Source organism: Microbacterium sp. BH-3-3-3 (assembly GCF_001792815.1).
In the GTDB taxonomy this organism is placed as follows: Bacteria; Actinomycetota; Actinomycetes; order Actinomycetales; family Microbacteriaceae; genus Microbacterium.
The window spans coordinates 803,154-818,767 of record NZ_CP017674.1 but is presented as its reverse complement, the minus strand read 5'-3'; the positions used below and the strand labels follow the sequence as shown (position 1 = coordinate 818,767).

The 15,614-nt window shown below is 71.3% G+C and carries 14 protein-coding genes; 11 read left to right on the top strand and 3 right to left on the bottom strand.

All coding sequences use genetic code 11. The features are described from left to right. The first annotated feature begins 58 nt into the window (after positions 1-58). Together ispG and BJP65_RS03855 are read left to right on the top strand one after the other, a co-directional pair. On the top strand, positions 59-1,210 hold the full coding sequence (gene ispG / locus BJP65_RS03860) for a flavodoxin-dependent (E)-4-hydroxy-3-methylbut-2-enyl-diphosphate synthase (protein ID WP_181015976.1): 1,152 nt from the start codon (positions 59-61) through the stop codon (positions 1,208-1,210). 75 nt (positions 1,211-1,285) lie between these two features. After that, positions 1,286-2,470, top strand: coding sequence for a benzoate/H(+) symporter BenE family transporter (locus tag BJP65_RS03855; protein WP_070408272.1), 1,185 nt, complete (start codon positions 1,286-1,288; stop codon positions 2,468-2,470). 21 nt (positions 2,471-2,491) lie between these two features. Here BJP65_RS03855 and pcp read toward each other — a convergent pair whose 3' ends face one another. Further along, positions 2,492-3,130, bottom strand: coding sequence for a pyroglutamyl-peptidase I (gene pcp, locus BJP65_RS03850; protein WP_070408271.1), 639 nt, complete (start codon positions 3,128-3,130; stop codon positions 2,492-2,494). A 169-nt stretch (positions 3,131-3,299) separates the two neighbouring features. On the opposite strand from pcp, the gene BJP65_RS03845 reads away from it, so the two are divergent. The 4 genes from BJP65_RS03845 to BJP65_RS03830 all read left to right on the top strand — a co-directional run bounded on the left by BJP65_RS03845 (position 3,300) and on the right by BJP65_RS03830 (position 5,891). After that, the gene (locus BJP65_RS03845; RefSeq protein WP_181015975.1) at positions 3,300-3,830 is read left to right on the top strand and encodes an RNA polymerase sigma factor; all 531 of its coding nucleotides are present in this window, start codon (positions 3,300-3,302) and stop codon (positions 3,828-3,830) included. Further along, a complete protein-coding gene (locus tag BJP65_RS03840; protein ID WP_070408269.1) occupies positions 3,827-4,942 on the top strand; it encodes a hypothetical protein in 1,116 nt (371 codons plus the stop codon). The genes BJP65_RS03845 and BJP65_RS03840 overlap by 4 nt, the downstream gene beginning before the upstream one ends. A gap of 326 nt (positions 4,943-5,268) precedes the next feature. After that, positions 5,269-5,505: a type II toxin-antitoxin system Phd/YefM family antitoxin gene (locus BJP65_RS03835; protein WP_070408268.1), complete on the top strand. Its 237-nt coding sequence runs from the start codon at positions 5,269-5,271 to the stop codon at positions 5,503-5,505. After that, a complete protein-coding gene (locus BJP65_RS03830) occupies positions 5,502-5,891 on the top strand; it encodes a type II toxin-antitoxin system VapC family toxin (RefSeq protein ID WP_258027520.1) in 390 nt (129 codons plus the stop codon). Before BJP65_RS03835 ends, BJP65_RS03830 begins: the two co-directional genes overlap by 4 nt. Positions 5,892-6,015: 124 nt before the next feature. On the opposite strand, the gene BJP65_RS03825 is transcribed toward BJP65_RS03830, so the two are convergent. Continuing rightward, the gene (locus tag BJP65_RS03825) at positions 6,016-6,579 is read right to left on the bottom strand and encodes an NAD(P)H-dependent oxidoreductase (RefSeq protein WP_070408266.1); all 564 of its coding nucleotides are present in this window, start codon (positions 6,577-6,579) and stop codon (positions 6,016-6,018) included. A 63-nt stretch (positions 6,580-6,642) separates the two neighbouring features. Between BJP65_RS03825 and BJP65_RS03820 the strand changes: the two genes are divergently transcribed. The 3 genes from BJP65_RS03820 (at position 6,643) to BJP65_RS03810 (ending at position 9,989) form a co-directional block, all read left to right on the top strand. Beyond that, positions 6,643-7,233: a TetR/AcrR family transcriptional regulator gene (locus tag BJP65_RS03820; RefSeq protein WP_070408265.1), complete on the top strand. Its 591-nt coding sequence runs from the start codon at positions 6,643-6,645 to the stop codon at positions 7,231-7,233. Positions 7,234-7,270: 37 nt separating this feature from the next. After that, positions 7,271-9,067 carry a proline--tRNA ligase gene (locus tag BJP65_RS03815; protein ID WP_070408264.1) on the top strand — a complete coding sequence of 599 codons (1,797 nt, stop codon included), beginning with the start codon at positions 7,271-7,273 and terminating at the stop codon, positions 9,065-9,067. A 100-nt stretch (positions 9,068-9,167) separates the two neighbouring features. Next, positions 9,168-9,989, top strand: coding sequence for an aldo/keto reductase (locus BJP65_RS03810; RefSeq protein WP_070408263.1), 822 nt, complete (start codon positions 9,168-9,170; stop codon positions 9,987-9,989). Positions 9,990-9,992: 3 nt separating this feature from the next. Here the strand turns inward: BJP65_RS03810 and BJP65_RS03805 are convergent, their stop codons facing one another. Beyond that, positions 9,993-10,802 (bottom strand): DUF1206 domain-containing protein, encoded by an 810-nt coding sequence (locus BJP65_RS03805; RefSeq protein ID WP_070408262.1) that lies wholly within the window; start codon positions 10,800-10,802, stop codon positions 9,993-9,995. A gap of 193 nt (positions 10,803-10,995) precedes the next feature. Between BJP65_RS03805 and BJP65_RS03800 the strand changes: the two genes are divergently transcribed. Together BJP65_RS03800 and BJP65_RS03795 are read left to right on the top strand one after the other, a co-directional pair. Then, positions 10,996-12,834 (top strand): lipase family protein, encoded by a 1,839-nt coding sequence (locus BJP65_RS03800; protein ID WP_070408261.1) that lies wholly within the window; start codon positions 10,996-10,998, stop codon positions 12,832-12,834. Positions 12,835-12,946: 112 nt separating this feature from the next. Continuing rightward, positions 12,947-15,442, top strand: a complete 2,496-nt coding sequence (locus tag BJP65_RS03795) for a glycogen/starch/alpha-glucan phosphorylase (protein WP_070408260.1) — start codon at positions 12,947-12,949, stop codon at positions 15,440-15,442. The last annotated feature ends 172 nt before the right edge of the window (positions 15,443-15,614 follow it).

The window sequence follows — 15,614 nt, the reverse complement described above, 5'->3', positions numbered from 1 at the left end:
GAACCTACCACAGGGCACCTTCAGCCCCCGTCCGGGTACCACGGCGTAGGCTGAGTCCGTGCCTGCAGTGAACATCGGGATGCCCCGCGTGCCGGAGGTCCTCGCGCCTCGTCGCAAGACCCGCCAGATCAAGGTGGGCAAGGTGCTCGTGGGCGGTGACGCCCCCGTGAGCGTGCAGTCGATGTGCACGACTCCCACCACCAACATCAACGCCACCCTTCAGCAGATCGCCGAGCTCACGGCATCCGGCTGCGAGATCGTGCGCGTGGCCGTGCCGTCGCAAGACGACGCCGACGTGCTGCACATCATCGCGAAGAAGAGCCAGATCCCGGTCATCGCCGACATCCACTTCCAGCCGAAGTACGTCTTCCAGGCGATCGACGCCGGCTGCGGCGCGGTGCGCGTGAACCCGGGCAACATCCGCAAGTTCGACGACCAGGTCGGCGCGATCGCGAAGGCGGCCAAGGCCGCGGGCGTGTCGCTGCGCATCGGGGTGAACGCCGGGTCGCTCGATCGCCGCCTGCTCGAGAAGTACGGCAAGGCCACGCCCGAGGCGCTCGTCGAGAGCGCCGTATGGGAGGCCTCGCTGTTCGAGGAGCACGACTTCCACGACTTCAAGATCTCGGTCAAGCACAACGACCCCATCGTCATGGTGAAGGCCTACCGACTGCTCGCCGAGCGGGGCGACTGGCCCCTGCACCTCGGCGTCACCGAGGCCGGCCCCGCGTTCCAGGGCACGATCAAGAGCGCCACGGCCTTCGGTATCCTGCTGTCGGAGGGCATCGGCGACACGATCCGCGTCTCGCTCTCGGCCCCGCCCGCCGAAGAGGTCAAGGTCGGCCACCAGATCCTGCAGTCGCTGAACCTCCGCGAGCGCAAGCTCGAGATCGTCTCGTGCCCCTCGTGCGGCCGCGCGCAGGTCGACGTCTACACGCTCGCCGACGACGTCACCGAGGGCCTCAAGGACATGACCGTGCCGCTGCGCGTGGCCGTCATGGGCTGCGTCGTCAACGGCCCCGGAGAAGCGCGCGACGCCGACCTGGGCGTCGCCTCGGGCAACGGCAAGGGCCAGATCTTCGTGAAGGGCGAGGTCGTGAAGACCGTCCCCGAGTCCGAGATCGTGGCGACCCTCATCGCCGAGGCCAACCGCCTCGCCGCCGAGATGGGCCCCGACGCCGCCACCGGCACCGCGCAGGTCATCACGGCCTGACGCGGCGCTCACCCGGCCGCCGCGCGCAACGGCGTCGCCGGCGCGCTGCGGGGTTCCGCTAGCGTCGGCATCGTCATGACCGAGAATCCCGCCGCCTCCCTCACCCGTCCGCTCATCGCCGGGGTGGTCACCGCCCTCGTCGGCTTCACCAGCACTTTCGCGGTCGTCCTCACCGGTCTCCGGGCCGTCGGGGCGACGGCGGAGCAGGCGGCCAGCGGGCTGCTCGCCATCACCCTGGTCGTCGGTGTCGGGTGCATCGTTCTCGCGGGGCGCTACCGCATTCCCATCACCGTCGCGTGGTCGACCCCCGGCGTCGCGTTGCTCGCCGCCACGGGTGCGGTCGACGGCGGATGGCCCGCCGTGGTGGGCGGCTTCCTCGTGTCGGCGGCGCTCATCCTCTGCACCGCGCTGTTCCCCCCGCTCGGGGCCCTGATCGCCCGCATTCCCCCCTCGATCGCGCAGGCGATGCTGGCCGGTGTGCTGCTGCCGCTGTGCGTGGCACCGTTCCTGGGCCTGATCCAAGACCCGTGGGGCGTGGCACCGGTGCTGATCGTCTGGCTCGTGGCCTCGCGTCTGCTGCCCCGCTGGGCCGTGCCGCTGGCCTTCCTCGCCGCCATCGCCGTGGTCGCCGTGGAGCTGGCGCGTACCGGCGTCGACGCGGATGCCGCGACCTTGCTGCCGCGGCTGGAGTTCACCGTCCCCACGCTCACCGTCGGATCGGTGGTGGGCATCGCGCTGCCGCTGTTCGTGGTGACCATGGCGTCGCAGAACGTCCCCGGCGTCGCCGTGATGCGCAGCCTCGGCTACACGATCCCGTGGCGCCCCGCGATGCTGGTCACCGGCCTCGGATCGGCCGCCGCGGCGGGCTTCGGCGGACACGCGATGAACCTGGGGGCCATCAGCGCGGCGATCGCCGCCGGCCCCGACTCCCACCCCGACCCGAAGAAGCGCTGGGTGGCGGGCGTCTCGGCGGGCAGCACCTATCTCGTGCTGGGCGCGCTGTCGGCGGCCTTTGCCGCGATCGTGCTGCTGGCCCCGGCAGGCGTCATCCCGGCGGTGGCGGGCGTCGCGCTGTTCGGCGCCTTCGGCTCGGCGGTGCAGCAGGCCATCGATGATCCCGGCGAGCGGCTCCCCGCCGTGGTGACGTTCCTGGTCGCGGCATCCGGGATCGCGGTGTTCGGGGTGAGCGCGGCCTTCTGGGCGCTCGTGGCGGGCCTCGTCACGCGCGCGGTGCTGCACGTGGGGCGCCGCGCCGGCTGAGCCCGGGGGCTGCGCGCGGCCTCAGTGCAGGGTGCCGGCCGACACGGCGAGATCCGTCGGCACGTCGATCGCGGCGCGCACCGCGCTCTCGAGCGCGCGCACGATGTCGGCCAGCGGGAGCGACGGGGCGCCGACGGGGGCGTCCTCGCTCGCGTACGGGACGTGCACGAACCCCGCGCGCGCCCCCGGCGTCGACGCCGTCGCGTGCAGGGCGGCGAACATCACCTGGTTGCACACGAACGTGCCCGCCGAGTACGACACCGCGGCGGGAATGCCGGCCTCGCCCATCGCCGCCGCCATCGCCTTGACCGGGACGGTCGCGAAGTACGCCGCGGGCGCGCCCTCGACGATCGGGCGGTCGACGGGCTGGGCGCCGTCGTTGTCGGGGATGCGGGCATCGGCCAGGTTGATGGCCACGCGCTCCGGGGTGACCTGCGTGCGACCGCCGGCGAGTCCCGTGGCGATCACCACGTCGGGTCGATACCGGTCGATGAGGGCCCGCAGCTGCGCGTCCGCCCGGTCGAAGGTGACCGGCAGCACCTCGACGATCAGCTCTTCGGGGCCGCTCCAGCCCGCCGAGACGGCGCGCACCGCATCACCGGAGGGGTTGGTGGCGTCACCGGCGAACGGCTCGAAGCCCGTGAGAAGCACCGTGGTCATCGTTCCAGGCTACGGCGCGGGGGCTGCGTCGACGATGCCCGCGGCGCGGGCGCCGCACACCCGGCATCCGGCGCGCCCGTCGACGCCGATCGGCGACGTCGTTACCGATCCGACATCGAAAACATTCCCCGCGAGGGAACCGATGGGCGGGATGTGGACACTACAGAGTGTGGATGACGACGACGCCGGGCTCTGGCCCCGGGTATGCCGAGGCGACGAGCTCGCGCTCGCCGCGCTGTTCGATCGGCACGAAGCGCGGCTGTTCCGCCACGCCACGAGACTGCTCACGCACCGCGAGGACGCGAAGGATGCCGTGACGGTGGCGTTCTTCGAACTCTGGCGCAAACGCGCGTCGGTGCGTCTGGTCGACGGGTCTCCGCTGCCGTGGCTGCTGACGGCGGTGGCGCACTGCGCACGCAACCTCGAGCGCTCGGGGAGGCGGTACCGCACCCTGCTCGAGCGTGTGCCCGCGGCACCGCCCGTTCCGGCGCCCGACGTCGACGACGGCGCCGTGCTGGGCGCCCTGAAACGGCTCCCCGAACGGGAGCAGGCCGTCGTCGTGCTGGCGGTGCTCGAGGGCTACGCCGAACGCGAGGTGGCCCAAGCCCTCGGCATCCCCGCGGGAACGGTCAAGTCGCGTCTCGCCCGCGCGAAGGCGAAGATGCGCGACGACCTCGCGCCGGAAGGAGCACGGGCATGAACGACGAGCTGACGCCCGATGAGCGAGCGGCGATGCGCGCACGCATCCTCGGCGGTGCGCGGGGGATCACCCCGACGGGCGCCCACCGGGGCACCTGGATCGCGGGATCGGTGGCGGCGGCTCTGATCGTCGCGATCGCCGGGGGAGTGGCGGCGACGTCGACGCTGAGCGCGCCCGAGATCGCGACCTCGCCGTCGCCGAACGCGACCGCGCCGACGCCCCGCTTCACCGCGACGCCGACGCCCACCCTGAGCCCGACCGCTCCCTCGCCGACCCCGACCGCGCCGGCTCTGGCTTTCGGCGGCGACTGTTCGACCGTCTTCGACGACAGCACGGTCTCGGCTATCGCGGGCGTGGAGATGCGGCTGTCGCGGGAGCCGATCGTGTGGGATGCGAGGTGGCTCGGCGGGATCTCGTGCCAGTGGCGCGCCCAGGACCCGGCCGAATGGCAGGTGGTGAACCTCACCGTTCTGCCGTGGTCCGTCGTGCCGGACGAGGTCCGGTCGCGGGTCGGCGCGGCACCCGTCTGCGACGGGGGTGGGCCCTGCGACTACTCGGAGCGGTTCGGCGACGCGTGGGTGGTCGTCGGTTCCGACGACGGCGCCACCGCGGTACGTGCGGTCGCGGAGGCGGGTGCGCGCGCAGCCGTGTCGCCGGGGACCGAGCGGCCCCTCTCGCCCGGCGCGTGGCGCCTCGCCGACTGCGGCGAGCAGCTTGAGGGGGCGGTGGAGGGGGCACTCGGGCGTGACGATCTCGGACCGCTCGGAACCGACAACGTGCCGCAAGGTCAGGCCTGGGAGGTTCTCACGGCCCGGGGCGCGGCATCCTGGTGCACGTTCGTCCCGGTCTCGTACGACGAGACGAATCCTCCCAGCCTGCGGGTCAGCCTCGCCGCGGGTGCGCGATCCGATCCGGGCGAGGGGGAGCAGTCGGGCGGCAGCCCCGTCGAGGTCGGCGGAGCGCAGACAGCCTGGTGGATGCCCGCAGCAGACGGCAACGGCGGGCGCCTTCTCGCGAACGCCGCCGGAGGGGTCGTCGACGTCAGCGGCGAGAATCTGTCGAGGGAACAGCTGCGAGCTGTGACCGCGGCGATCATCTCCGCCCTCGGCTGAGCTCTCGGCATCCACCTCCCACCCGCCGCGACGGCACGCACCGCATCGCCGGAGGGGTTGGTGGACGACGACGCCGGGCTCTGGCCCCGGGTATGCCGAGGCGACGAGCTCGCGCTCGCCGCGCTGTTCGATCGGCACGAGGCACGGTGTTCGGGATGAGCGCGGCCTTCCGGGCGCTCGTGGCGAGTCTCGTCACACGCGCGGTGCTGCACGTGGGGCGCCGCTGACGGGCGGGGCGTCGGCGGATGCCGTGCTCCCACTCGGTGGGAGAGACCAGTGACCAGGTCTGGTTGACCAAGCTCGCACGGCGGTGAGAGGATTCCGGCATGAAGACCTCCCACGTGAAGGTGCAGTACGCCAAAACGCATCTCTCGGCTCTCATCGCCTCGGTGCAGCGCGGTGACGAGGTCGTCATCGCGCGCGGCGACACGCCGGCGGCGAAGCTCGTCGCCGTCGATGCTCCGTCCCGTCGAGAACTCGGGTTCGTCGCTTACCAGGTGCCTCCCGGCTTCGCCGATGCGCTCCCCGACGACGAGCTCGCCGCATGGGAAGACGGGGCGTGAGGTTTCTTCTCGACACGCACACTCTGTTGTGGGCGTTGACCGCTCCCGAGCGACTCGGACCGCAGTCGTCGTCGGTGATCGCCGATCCGGCATCCCGACTGACTGTCTCGGCGGTGTCGGCCTGGGAGATCGCCACGAAGAACCGGATCGGAAAGCTACCCCGGGCGGACGCGCTCGTGGGCGGCTACGAACGTCATCTCGACCGCCTCGGCGTCGAACGGCTTGCCATCGACGAGACGCACGCGCTTCTCGCGGGTTCGATGCGGTGGGACCATCGCGACCCCTTCGACCGGATGCTCGCGGCGCAGGCGATGGTCGAGTCGCTGACGCTCATCACCGACGACGCCGCCTTCGCCGGTCTCGCCGGGTTGGCGGTGCTCTGGTGACTTCTTCTTCTTCTTCTTCTTCGTCACGTGTCGTGACACGGGCGTGCGCCGCACTGGTGGCGTCGCCGGGCTCTGCACGGCCCGTGACGGACACTGCGCCGCCCGTACGGGCCGTGTCGCTCGCTCAGCGGCGCGCATCGCGCTGCGCGATGGCGGCGGTTCGGTCGAGCCACGCGCGACGCTCTGCGTCGTCGGACCTGCGCACCGACGGGAAGTGCGTCGTCCGCACCGAACGGATGCCGCAGAAGCGCAACGTCTGATTACGGACCTGTCGGAGGGTCGGGTCTCCCGTGTACGCGAGGAACCATCGCGGAGAGTCGCTGGTCAGCAGGAGTCGCCCGGTGCGAGCGGTCAGCAGGCCCTGCGGCACGCCGTTCGCCCCGTAGCGATAGGTGCGCTGCGGGACGAGAACGCGATCGAAGAAGCCCTTCAGCAGTGCGGGGGTGGAGGCCCACCACACCGGCGTCGCGACGACGACGTGCGACGCGGCCAGCAAAGCGTCGAGGGCGTCGGCCAGGTCGGGCTCCAGGTCTTGCCTCTGCCGGTATCCCCGCTGGAGGACCGGGTCGAAGTCGAGGTCGCGCACGGCGAGGAGCCGCGCGTCGCCGTGCGCGTCGGCGTAACGCCGAGCGAGGGCGGAGGTGAGCGAGTCGGCGGAAGGGTGTCCGTCGAGGACGAGCGCGGTCATGGGTCTCCTAATGTGGACAGTGTCCAGAATCTGGACGATATCAACATAGCTAGAATCTTGCCTGTGTCAACATCGTCGAAATACCACCACGGCGATCTCGGCCCCGCTTTGCTCGTCGCTGCGGACGAACTCCTCGCCGAGAGCGGTGTCGGCGTCTTGAGCCTCCGTGAAGTCGCGCGGCGCGCGGGGGTCAGCCACAACGCGCCCTACCACCACTTCGCCGACCGACGTGCGCTCCTCAAGCGCCTGTCGGAGCGCCATATGGCGCAGCTCCTCGAAGGCCAACGACGCGCCGTCGCCGAGGTGACGCCCGGTGCGCCGGCCATTCGCGCCATCGCCAGCGCATACGTCGACTACGCCGTCGCTCACCCGCAAGGCTTCGCGCTGGTCTTCGACCCCGAGATCTGCATCCCCGGTGCACCGTCCGCCGAGATGGCCCCGCTCATCCGTGCAAATGAGGACCTCATCGCCCAGGCGATCGTCGCCGTCGATCCGACTCTGAGCGGAGAGCGTCTGGAGGCCACGGTCGCGGGCGCCTGGTCGCTCGCTCACGGCATGGCGACCCTCGTCGTCGCCGGCCACCTGCCGCAGGACGCCGTCGTATCCGGCCTCGATGCGCTCGTCGCTTTCGTCCGACAGATGCCCACGGCGTGAGCGAGCCGCGGCATCCGCCGCCCTAGACTCGACTCTCGTGGTGACCCGTCTGTCGAACTTCTTCCTCCGCACGCTCCGTGAAGACCCCTCCGATGCCGAGGTGGCCAGCCACCGCCTGCTCGTGCGGGCCGGCTACATCCGCCGCAACGCCCCGGGCATCTTCGCCTGGCTGCCGCTGGGCCTGAAGGTCAAGGCCAAGATCGAGACGGTCGTGCGCGAGGAGATGGCGAACGCCGGTGCTTTCGAGGTGCACTTCCCCGCACTCCTGCCCCGCGATCCGTACGAGCAGACCGGCCGGTGGGAGGAGTACGGCGACGCGCTGTTCCGCCTGCAGGACCGCAAGGGCGCCGACTACCTGCTCGCTCCCACGCACGAAGAGATGTTCACCCTGCTGGTGAAGGACCTGTACTCGTCGTACAAGGACCTGCCGCTGACGCTGTACCAGATCCAGGACAAGTACCGAGACGAGGCGCGCCCCCGCGCCGGCCTGCTGCGCGGCCGCGAGTTCACGATGAAGGACGCGTACTCGTTCGACGCGACCGACGCCGGACTCGACGTCTCGTACCAGGCGCAGCGCGACGCCTACGAGCGCATCTTCACGCGCCTGGGCCTCGAGTACGTCATCGTCGCCGCCGACGCCGGTGCCATGGGCGGCTCGAAGTCGGAGGAGTTCCTGCACCCGACCCCCATCGGCGAAGACACCTTCGTGCGCTCCGCCGGTGGCTACGCGGCCAACGTCGAGGCGTTCACCACGGTCGTGCCCGAGGCACTGCCGATCGAGGGCCGCCCGGATGCCGTGATCTTCGACTCCCCGAACACCCCCACCATCGCGACCCTCGTCGACCACAGCAACGCCCACCTCGACGCGCCCGCCCCCGGTATCGCCGGCCCGGCGACCGACGGGGCCACCGAGTGGACCGCCGCCCACACGCTGAAGAACGTCGTGATGGCCCTCACCCACCTCGACGGAACGCGCGAGCTCGTCGTCGTGGGTCTTCCCGGCGACCGCGACGTCGACGACAAGCGCGTCGAGGTCGCCTTCGCGCCCGCCGAGGTCGAAGCCGCGACCGAAGCTGACTTCGCCAAGCACCCCCTGCTGGTCAAGGGCTACATCGGCCCCTGGTCGCCGACGGGCGCCGTGCTGGGCGAGGAATCGGCCACCGGCATCCGGTACGTCCTCGACCCGCGCGTCGTCGACGGCACCGCGTGGATCACCGGCGCCAACGTCGACCAGAAGCACGTGCACTCGCTCGTCGCCGGCCGCGACTTCGTCGGCGACGGCTTCGTCGAGGTGTCGACCGTGCGCCCCGGAGACCCCGCTCCCGACGGCTCGGGCCCCGTGGAGCTCGCGCGCGGCATGGAGATTGGTCACGTCTTCCAGCTCGGTCGCAAGTACGCCGAGGCCCTGGGCCTGAAGGTGCTCGACGAGAACGGCAAGCTCGCCACGGTCACGATGGGCTCGTACGGCATCGGCGTCACCCGCATCCTCGCGATCATCGCCGAGCTCAACAACGACGCGAAGGGCCTGATCTGGCCCGAGTCGGTCGCCCCGTTCGACGTGCACGTCGTCGCCACCGGTCGCGACTCGGCGGCGTTCGAGCTCGCCGAGTCGGTCGCCGCCCAGCTCGAGGCCGCGGGGCGCGACGTGCTCTACGACGACCGCCCCAAGGTCTCGCCCGGCGTCAAGTTCGGCGACGCCGAGCTCGTCGGCATCCCGCGCATCCTCATCGTCGGCCGTGGCGCCGCCGAGGGCCAGGTCGAGCTGTGGGACCGCCGCACGGGCGAGCGCGAGACGCTCGCGGTCGCCGACGCGGTGGCGGCGCTCACCCGCTGATCGATCCGCCGGAACGGCACCCCGCCGACGCGAAGTCGACCGGGGTGCCGTTCCGCCTTTGACCGACCCGGTCGGTGCGCGCGCCGGTAGCGTGGATGCCATGATCGCCGCCCCCCGCCTGTCGCTGTCCGACGGCTCCACGATCCCGCAGCTCGGCATCGGCACCTACAAGGTGCCCGCCGACGTCACCGCCGACCTGGTCGCCGGCGCGCTCGCCGCGGGCTACCGTCACGTCGACACGGCCGCGCTCTACGGCAACGAGACCGAGGTCGGCGAGGGACTGCGCGCGTCGGGGCTCGACCGCGACGACCTGTTCGTCACGACCAAGGTGTGGAACGACGACCAGGGGTTCGATGAGACGCTGCGCGCGTTCGACGCCAGCAGCGCACGGCTGGGCCTCGACCGGGTGGACCTGTACCTGATCCACTGGCCCATCCCCAGCGCGGACCGCTACGTCGACACCTGGCGCGCCCTGCTGCGCCTGCGCGACGAGGGACGGGCCACCTCGATCGGCGTCAGCAACTTCGCCATCCCGCACCTCGAGCGGCTGCGCGACGAGACGGGTGTGCTCCCCGCGGTGAACCAGGTCGAGCTGCACCCGCGCTTCCCGCAGAACGACCTCGTCGACTGGGACTCCGCGCACGGCATCGTCACCGAGTCGTGGGCGCCGCTGGCGCGCGGCGGGCTGCTCGACGAGCCCGTGCTGATGCGGATCGCCGAGCGCTACGGCAAGACTCCGGCCCAGGTCGTCGTCCGCTGGCACCTCGACCGCGGCCTGGTCGTGTTCCCCAAGTCGGTGTCGCTCGCGCGTCTGCGCGAGAACGGCGACGTCTTCGACTTCACCCTCGACGCCGACGACCATGCGGCGATCGCGACGCTCGACACGGGGGAGCGCACCGGGCGCGACCCCGCGTTGGACTGACGCTCAGACGTCGAGCCGCGCGTAGCGGGCGCGGAACACCGTGAACACGCCGTAGGCAATGAAGCCCAGGCCCACGAGGAACGCCAGCACCGGCCCGGTGGGAAGCGCGATCAGCGCCGACACCGCGCCGTCGAGGCCGCCCGCGGTATCGGGCTCGACGGTCACGGCGGCCACGATGAGCAGCACCCCGACGATCCCGAGCGCGACGCCCTTGGCGAGGAAACCCACCACCCCGAGCGCGCTGAGGGCGTGGCCCGCCGGTCCGTCGGGGATGCGCACCTTGGAGTGGAACGAGCGGCGCAGTCCCATCCACACGAAGCCGATGCCGACGCTCGCGACGACGACTCCGGTGGTGCCCAGCAGCAGCCCGCCGAGGGGAAGGGTGAGCACGGCGGCGCTGGCGTCTTCGGCGGCCTGCTCGGCGCGGGGGCGCGCACCGAGCGCGACCGAGGCCGAGAGGATCCCGATGACGACGAAGACGAGGCCCTGCGGCGCCTCGGCGGCGATCCGCGCGAGGCGGCGCCACCCCGACAGATGACGGGGAGCGACGGCCTGCAGCAGGTGCCAGCAGCCCAGGGCGACGAGTCCGATCGCCAGAGCCCAGAGGGCCACGGCACCGAGCGGCACCGCCGCGAGGGCTCGGAATGCCCCGGTCTGGTCGGTGTCTTCGGCCGCACCGAAGCCGACGGCGAGCACGAGGCCGCCGATGAGCAGGTGCAGGATGCCGTTGGCGACGTATCCCGTGCGCGCCGCGACGCGGAAGGCGGGGTTGGCCTCGGCATCGCGCGCGGCTGTTCGGGCGGAAGACGGCACGGACGAACCGTATGCCGCGGTGCGGGAATCCGGTAATCGCGTGTGCCGTGTCCCTTGCGTCGTGTGCGGCGCCGTGCGTTCGCCCGCGTGGCCGCGCCCGTCGCGCGTCGTCTCGCGGCGTCCGCGGAGGCCCGAGCCCCGCGCCCCGCCCCTCGCCCGATTCGGGCGGTGCCGCGTTGCCTAGGATTGCCTGATGCCCGCTCCCCGCCGCCCGCGCCCGCGCCGGTGGAATGCGCTCCCCGTGCTCACCCGCCACGCCCCGCCGCGCGTGCTGCTGATCGTCGGGATCGTCGTGGTGGTGCTGGGGGCGTTGATCGTGTCGCGGCCGCTCACCTCGCTGGTCTTGCTCGGCATCTACGTCGGTGCCAGTGCCGTGGTGATGGGCATCGTCGAGTTGGTCGCGCGCCCCGCCGGATGGTGGGCGCGGTCGGTGGCCGCCGCCTGGATCGTCGCCGGTGTCGCGGTCCTGGTCTGGCTGGGGCGCAGCCTCGAACTGCTGCCGCCCGTGCTCGCGGTGCTGCTCGTCATCGGGGGGCTCGCGTCGGTGGGACGCGCCGTCTCGCCGGGTCAGGTCAGCGCCCGCGTGCTGTCGTTGGCCTGGGGTGTCGCCCAGATCGCCCTCGGACTGCTGTCGTTCACCTGGCCCGACGTCACGGTCCTGGTGCTCGCGGTGGTGTTCGGGGTGCGCACGATCGTGTTCGGCGTGGGGGTGTTCGCCCGCGGAGTCCGCGGCATCCGTCGTCCGCACGCGCCGCGAACGCCGTTCGACGCGCCGCGGGCCGTTCGACGTCGCCGGACGCGGCTGCGCTGGGCCGCCGCCGGCCGCTACGCCCTCTCCCTGGTGCTGGTCGCGACCGCCGCGGGCGGGTGGTGGCTGAACGACTGGCTCAACGACGGCGCTCCGGTCGTCGACGCCTTCTACGACGCCCCGGCCGAGGTGCCGAGCGGTCACGGCCGTCTCATCCGCTCCGACGCGTACCTCGGCCGCCTTCCCCAGAACGGCGACGTCACGCGCATCCTCTACACGACGAGGGATGCCGTGAGCCGGCCCGCCGTGGCGAGCGCCCTCGTGATCATGCCCAAGGACCCGCCCCCGGGACCGCGTCCCGTCATCATCTGGAACCACGGCACGACGGGGGTGGCCCAGGGGTGCGCACCGAGCCTGCGCGACGCCTCGGCGACCCGGTGGTCGATCCCGGCCCTCGAGCAGGCGCTGAAGGCCGGCTGGGTGGTCGTCGCCTCGGACTTCTCCGGCCAGGGTGCACCCGGCACCTACCCCTACCTGATCGGCCGGGGCGAGGCGCGCTCGTCGCTGGACGCGGTGCTGGCGACGGCGGAGCTGCGCACCGACGTGACCCTCTCGCCCGACACGGTGGTCTGGGGCCACTCGCAGGGCGGACACGCGGCGCTGTGGACCACCGCGATCGCCGAGGACTACGCCCCCGGGATCGACGTACTCGGCACGGCCGTGGTCGCCCCCGTCGCCGACCCGCCCGCCCTGGCGCGCGAGCTGCTGTCGGGACCGCCGAACGCCATGCTCTCGGTGATCACCTCGTGGGTGCTGGTGCCGTACTCGCAGACCTACGCCGACGTGCACCTCGACGACTACATCGCCGAGGGCTCGCGCTCGATCGTGCTCGAGATGACCCAGCGATGCCCCACCGAGCCGGGCGTCGTCGTCTCGGTGCTGACGGCGCTCGGGGTGTCGGAGGACCGCCCGCTGTACAACGCCGACCTCACCGACGGCGCCCTCGGACGCCGACTCGCCGAGAACGCCATGACCGAGCCGCTCGGCACGCCGATGCTCGTGGCCTGGGGAGCCGACGACGAGGTCATCCCGCCGAGCCTGCAGCGCGACTACGTGCAGAAGCTCTGCGCCGAGGGGCAGCCGGTGCGGTGGGCGACGTACGCGGGCTACGACCACCTGCGCCCCATCCTGCCGAAGTCGCGGTTCCTGCCGGTCCTCTACACCTGGACGAAGAACCTCATCGAAGGCAAGACGCAGGTCGTCGACGGGTGCGGTCTGCGCTGACCGCCGGCATCCGGCATCCGGCCCCCGGTCGTCGTGCGGCGCGGTGGTGAAGATCATGTGTCGTTCTCGGTGAATCCTGGCAGGACGGGGTCGTTCTGATTACGGTCGGAGGGTGCCCGAGAACACACCAGAGCTCCGTCCCACCCACCCGCTCGCGATCGCGCCCGTCGTGGCGCCCGCAGCCTCGGTCGACGGCTTCACGAAACAGTTCCTGCAGAACCTGAACTTCGACCAGGGCGTGACCCTGTCGGCGTCCGACGTCAACGACCAGTACCTGGCGCTGGCGTTCACGGTGCGCGACTACCTCATGGCGCGCTGGTTCGACGATCGCGCCCAGCAGAAGAAGCTGCAGGCGAAGACCGTCTGCTACCTCTCGGCCGAGTATCTGCTGGGCCGTCAGCTCGACAACAACCTGCTCGCGGCGCGCCTCACCGACATCGCCACCGAGGCGCTCGCCCAGTGCGGCATCGACATCGACGCCGTGCGCGCGGTCGAGATCGAGCCGGGCCTCGGCAACGGCGGCCTGGGTCGTCTGGCCGCCTGCTTCATCGACTCGCTCGCAACGATGAGCGTGCCGACCATCGGGTACGGCATCCGGTACGAGTACGGCATCTTCCGTCAGGCGTTCGCCGACGGGCAGCAGATCGAGCAGCCCGACGCGTGGCTGCGCATGGGCTCGCCGTGGGACTTCCCGCACCCCGAGGCCGCGCAGACCGTCTCGTTCGCCGGTACGACCGAGACGTACGACGACGACGGCGTCGAGCGCACCCGCTGGGTCCCCGAGTGGAACGTGCTCGCGGTGCCGTACAACATGATGGTCCCGGGCTATCACAACGGCCGCGTCAATACCCTGCGCCTGTGGCGTGCGGTGGCCACCAACGCCTTCGACCTGCACACCTTCAACTCGGGCGACTACGTCGAGTCGGTGCGCGCGCAGACGTTCGCCGAGAACATCTCGAAGGTGCTCTACCCCGAGGACTCCACGCCCCAGGGCAAAGAGCTGCGCCTGCAGCAGCAGTACTTCTTCGTCGCGGCCTCGATCGCCGACTTCATCGAGAACGTGCTTCCCGACGACTTCGACATCGAGGCACTGCCCGAGCGCGTCATCTTCCAGCTGAACGACACCCACCCCGTCATCGGCGTGCCCGAGCTCATGCGCGTGCTCGTCGACGAGAAGAAGCTCGAGTGGGATGCCGCCTGGGCCATCACGCAGAAGTGCTTCGCCTACACCTGCCACACGCTGCTGCCCGAGGCGCTCGAGGTCTGGCCGGTCGACCTGCTCGGCCGCCTGCTGCCCCGCCACCTCGAGATCATCTACCGCATCAACGACGAGTTCCTGCTCGAGGTGCGCGAGCGCTTCGGCGACGACGAGATGCTCATCCGCAACATGTCGATCATCGGCGAGCACCCCACCCGCTCGGTGCGCATGGCCTACCTCGCCACCGTCGCCGGTTCCAAGGTGAACGGCGTCGCCGAGCTGCACTCGCAGCTGCTGCGCGACAACGTGCTCAAGGACTTCGCCCAGATGTGGCCCGACAAGTTCACCAACGTCACGAACGGCGTGACCCCGCGCCGCTTCCTGCGCCTGGCGAACCCCGACCTGTCGGCCCTCATCACCGAGGCGCTCGGCGCGGGCTGGACGGTCGACCTCGAGCGGCTGCGGGGGCTCGAGGCCCTCGCCGACGACGGCGACTTCCGCGAGCGCTTCGCCGCGGTCAAGCTCGCCAACAAGCGGCGCCTCGGGCGTGTGCTCGAGTCCCGCGGTGACGCGCCCCTCGACGACACCCACATGCTCGACGTGATGATCAAGCGCCTGCACGAGTACAAGCGGCAGACACTGAAGGTGCTGCACATCGTCAGCACGTACGAGGGGATCGTGTCGGGGCGCCTGCCGATCGACGAGGTGCAGCCGCGCACGTTCCTGTTCGGGGCGAAGGCCGCACCCGGGTACGGCATGGCCAAGCGCATCATCCACCTCATCAACGCCGTGGGCGAGGTCGTCAGCGCCGACCCGCGCGTCGAGGGCAAGCTCCAGTTGCTGTACCCGGCGAACTACAACGTGACGTTGGCCGAGAGCATCATCCCCGCCGCCGACCTGTCGGAGCAGATCTCGCTCGCGGGCAAAGAGGCTTCGGGCACGGGCAACATGAAGCTCGCGCTCAACGGAGCGCTCACCATCGGCACCGACGACGGAGCGAACGTCGAGATCCGCCGCCTGGTCGGCGACGACAACTTCTTCCTCTTCGGCATGAGCGAGCCCGAGGTCGAGGCGCTCTGGAGCGAGGGCTACCGCCCCGCCGACCACTACCAGGGCGACGACCGGCTGCGCAGCGCCATCGACCTCATCGCCTCGGGAGCGTTCTCGGACGGCGACCGCACGGTGTTCGAGCCGCTCGTGTCGAACCTGCTGTACGAAGACCGGTTCATGGCCCTCGCCGACTTCTCGTCGTACCTCGACGCGCAGGAGCGGGTCGACGCGGCCTACGCCGACCAGGACGGCTGGGTGCGCTCGGCGATCCTCAACGTCGCGCGCAGCGGGTACTTCTCGTCGGACCGCGCGATGCGCGACTACCTCGAGCGCATCTGGCACGCGTCGCCCGTGAGCTGAGCGGTTCCGGATGCCGCGGCCCCCTCGGTCGCGGCATCCGCGTTCCGTGACGTGTGCGCCACGCACGACCGGCGTGCCGCTCGGGGCCTCGCGGGGTGCCCCGCTCTGGCAGGATGCCTTCGGTCGCTGACCGGCGCGGGTCTGTCGGCGCCGGGCGCGCGACGCAAGAGTG

Excerpts from the sequence above, each read along its gene's own strand:
- BJP65_RS03810 (WP_070408263.1), top strand. The coding sequence starts at position 9,168 with ATGATCGCCGCCCCCCGCCTGTCGCTGTCCGACGGCTCCACGATCCCG.
- BJP65_RS03800 (WP_070408261.1), top strand. The coding sequence starts at position 10,996 with ATGCCCGCTCCCCGCCGCCCGCGCCCGCGCCGGTGGAATGCGCTCCCC.
- BJP65_RS03855 (WP_070408272.1), top strand. The coding sequence starts at position 1,286 with ATGACCGAGAATCCCGCCGCCTCCCTCACCCGTCCGCTCATCGCCGGG.
- BJP65_RS03840 (WP_070408269.1), top strand. The coding sequence starts at position 3,827 with ATGAACGACGAGCTGACGCCCGATGAGCGAGCGGCGATGCGCGCACGC.
- BJP65_RS03825 (WP_070408266.1), bottom strand. The coding sequence starts at position 6,579 with ATGACCGCGCTCGTCCTCGACGGACACCCTTCCGCCGACTCGCTCACC.
- BJP65_RS03835 (WP_070408268.1), top strand. The coding sequence starts at position 5,269 with ATGAAGACCTCCCACGTGAAGGTGCAGTACGCCAAAACGCATCTCTCG.
- pcp (WP_070408271.1), bottom strand. The coding sequence starts at position 3,130 with ATGACCACGGTGCTTCTCACGGGCTTCGAGCCGTTCGCCGGTGACGCC.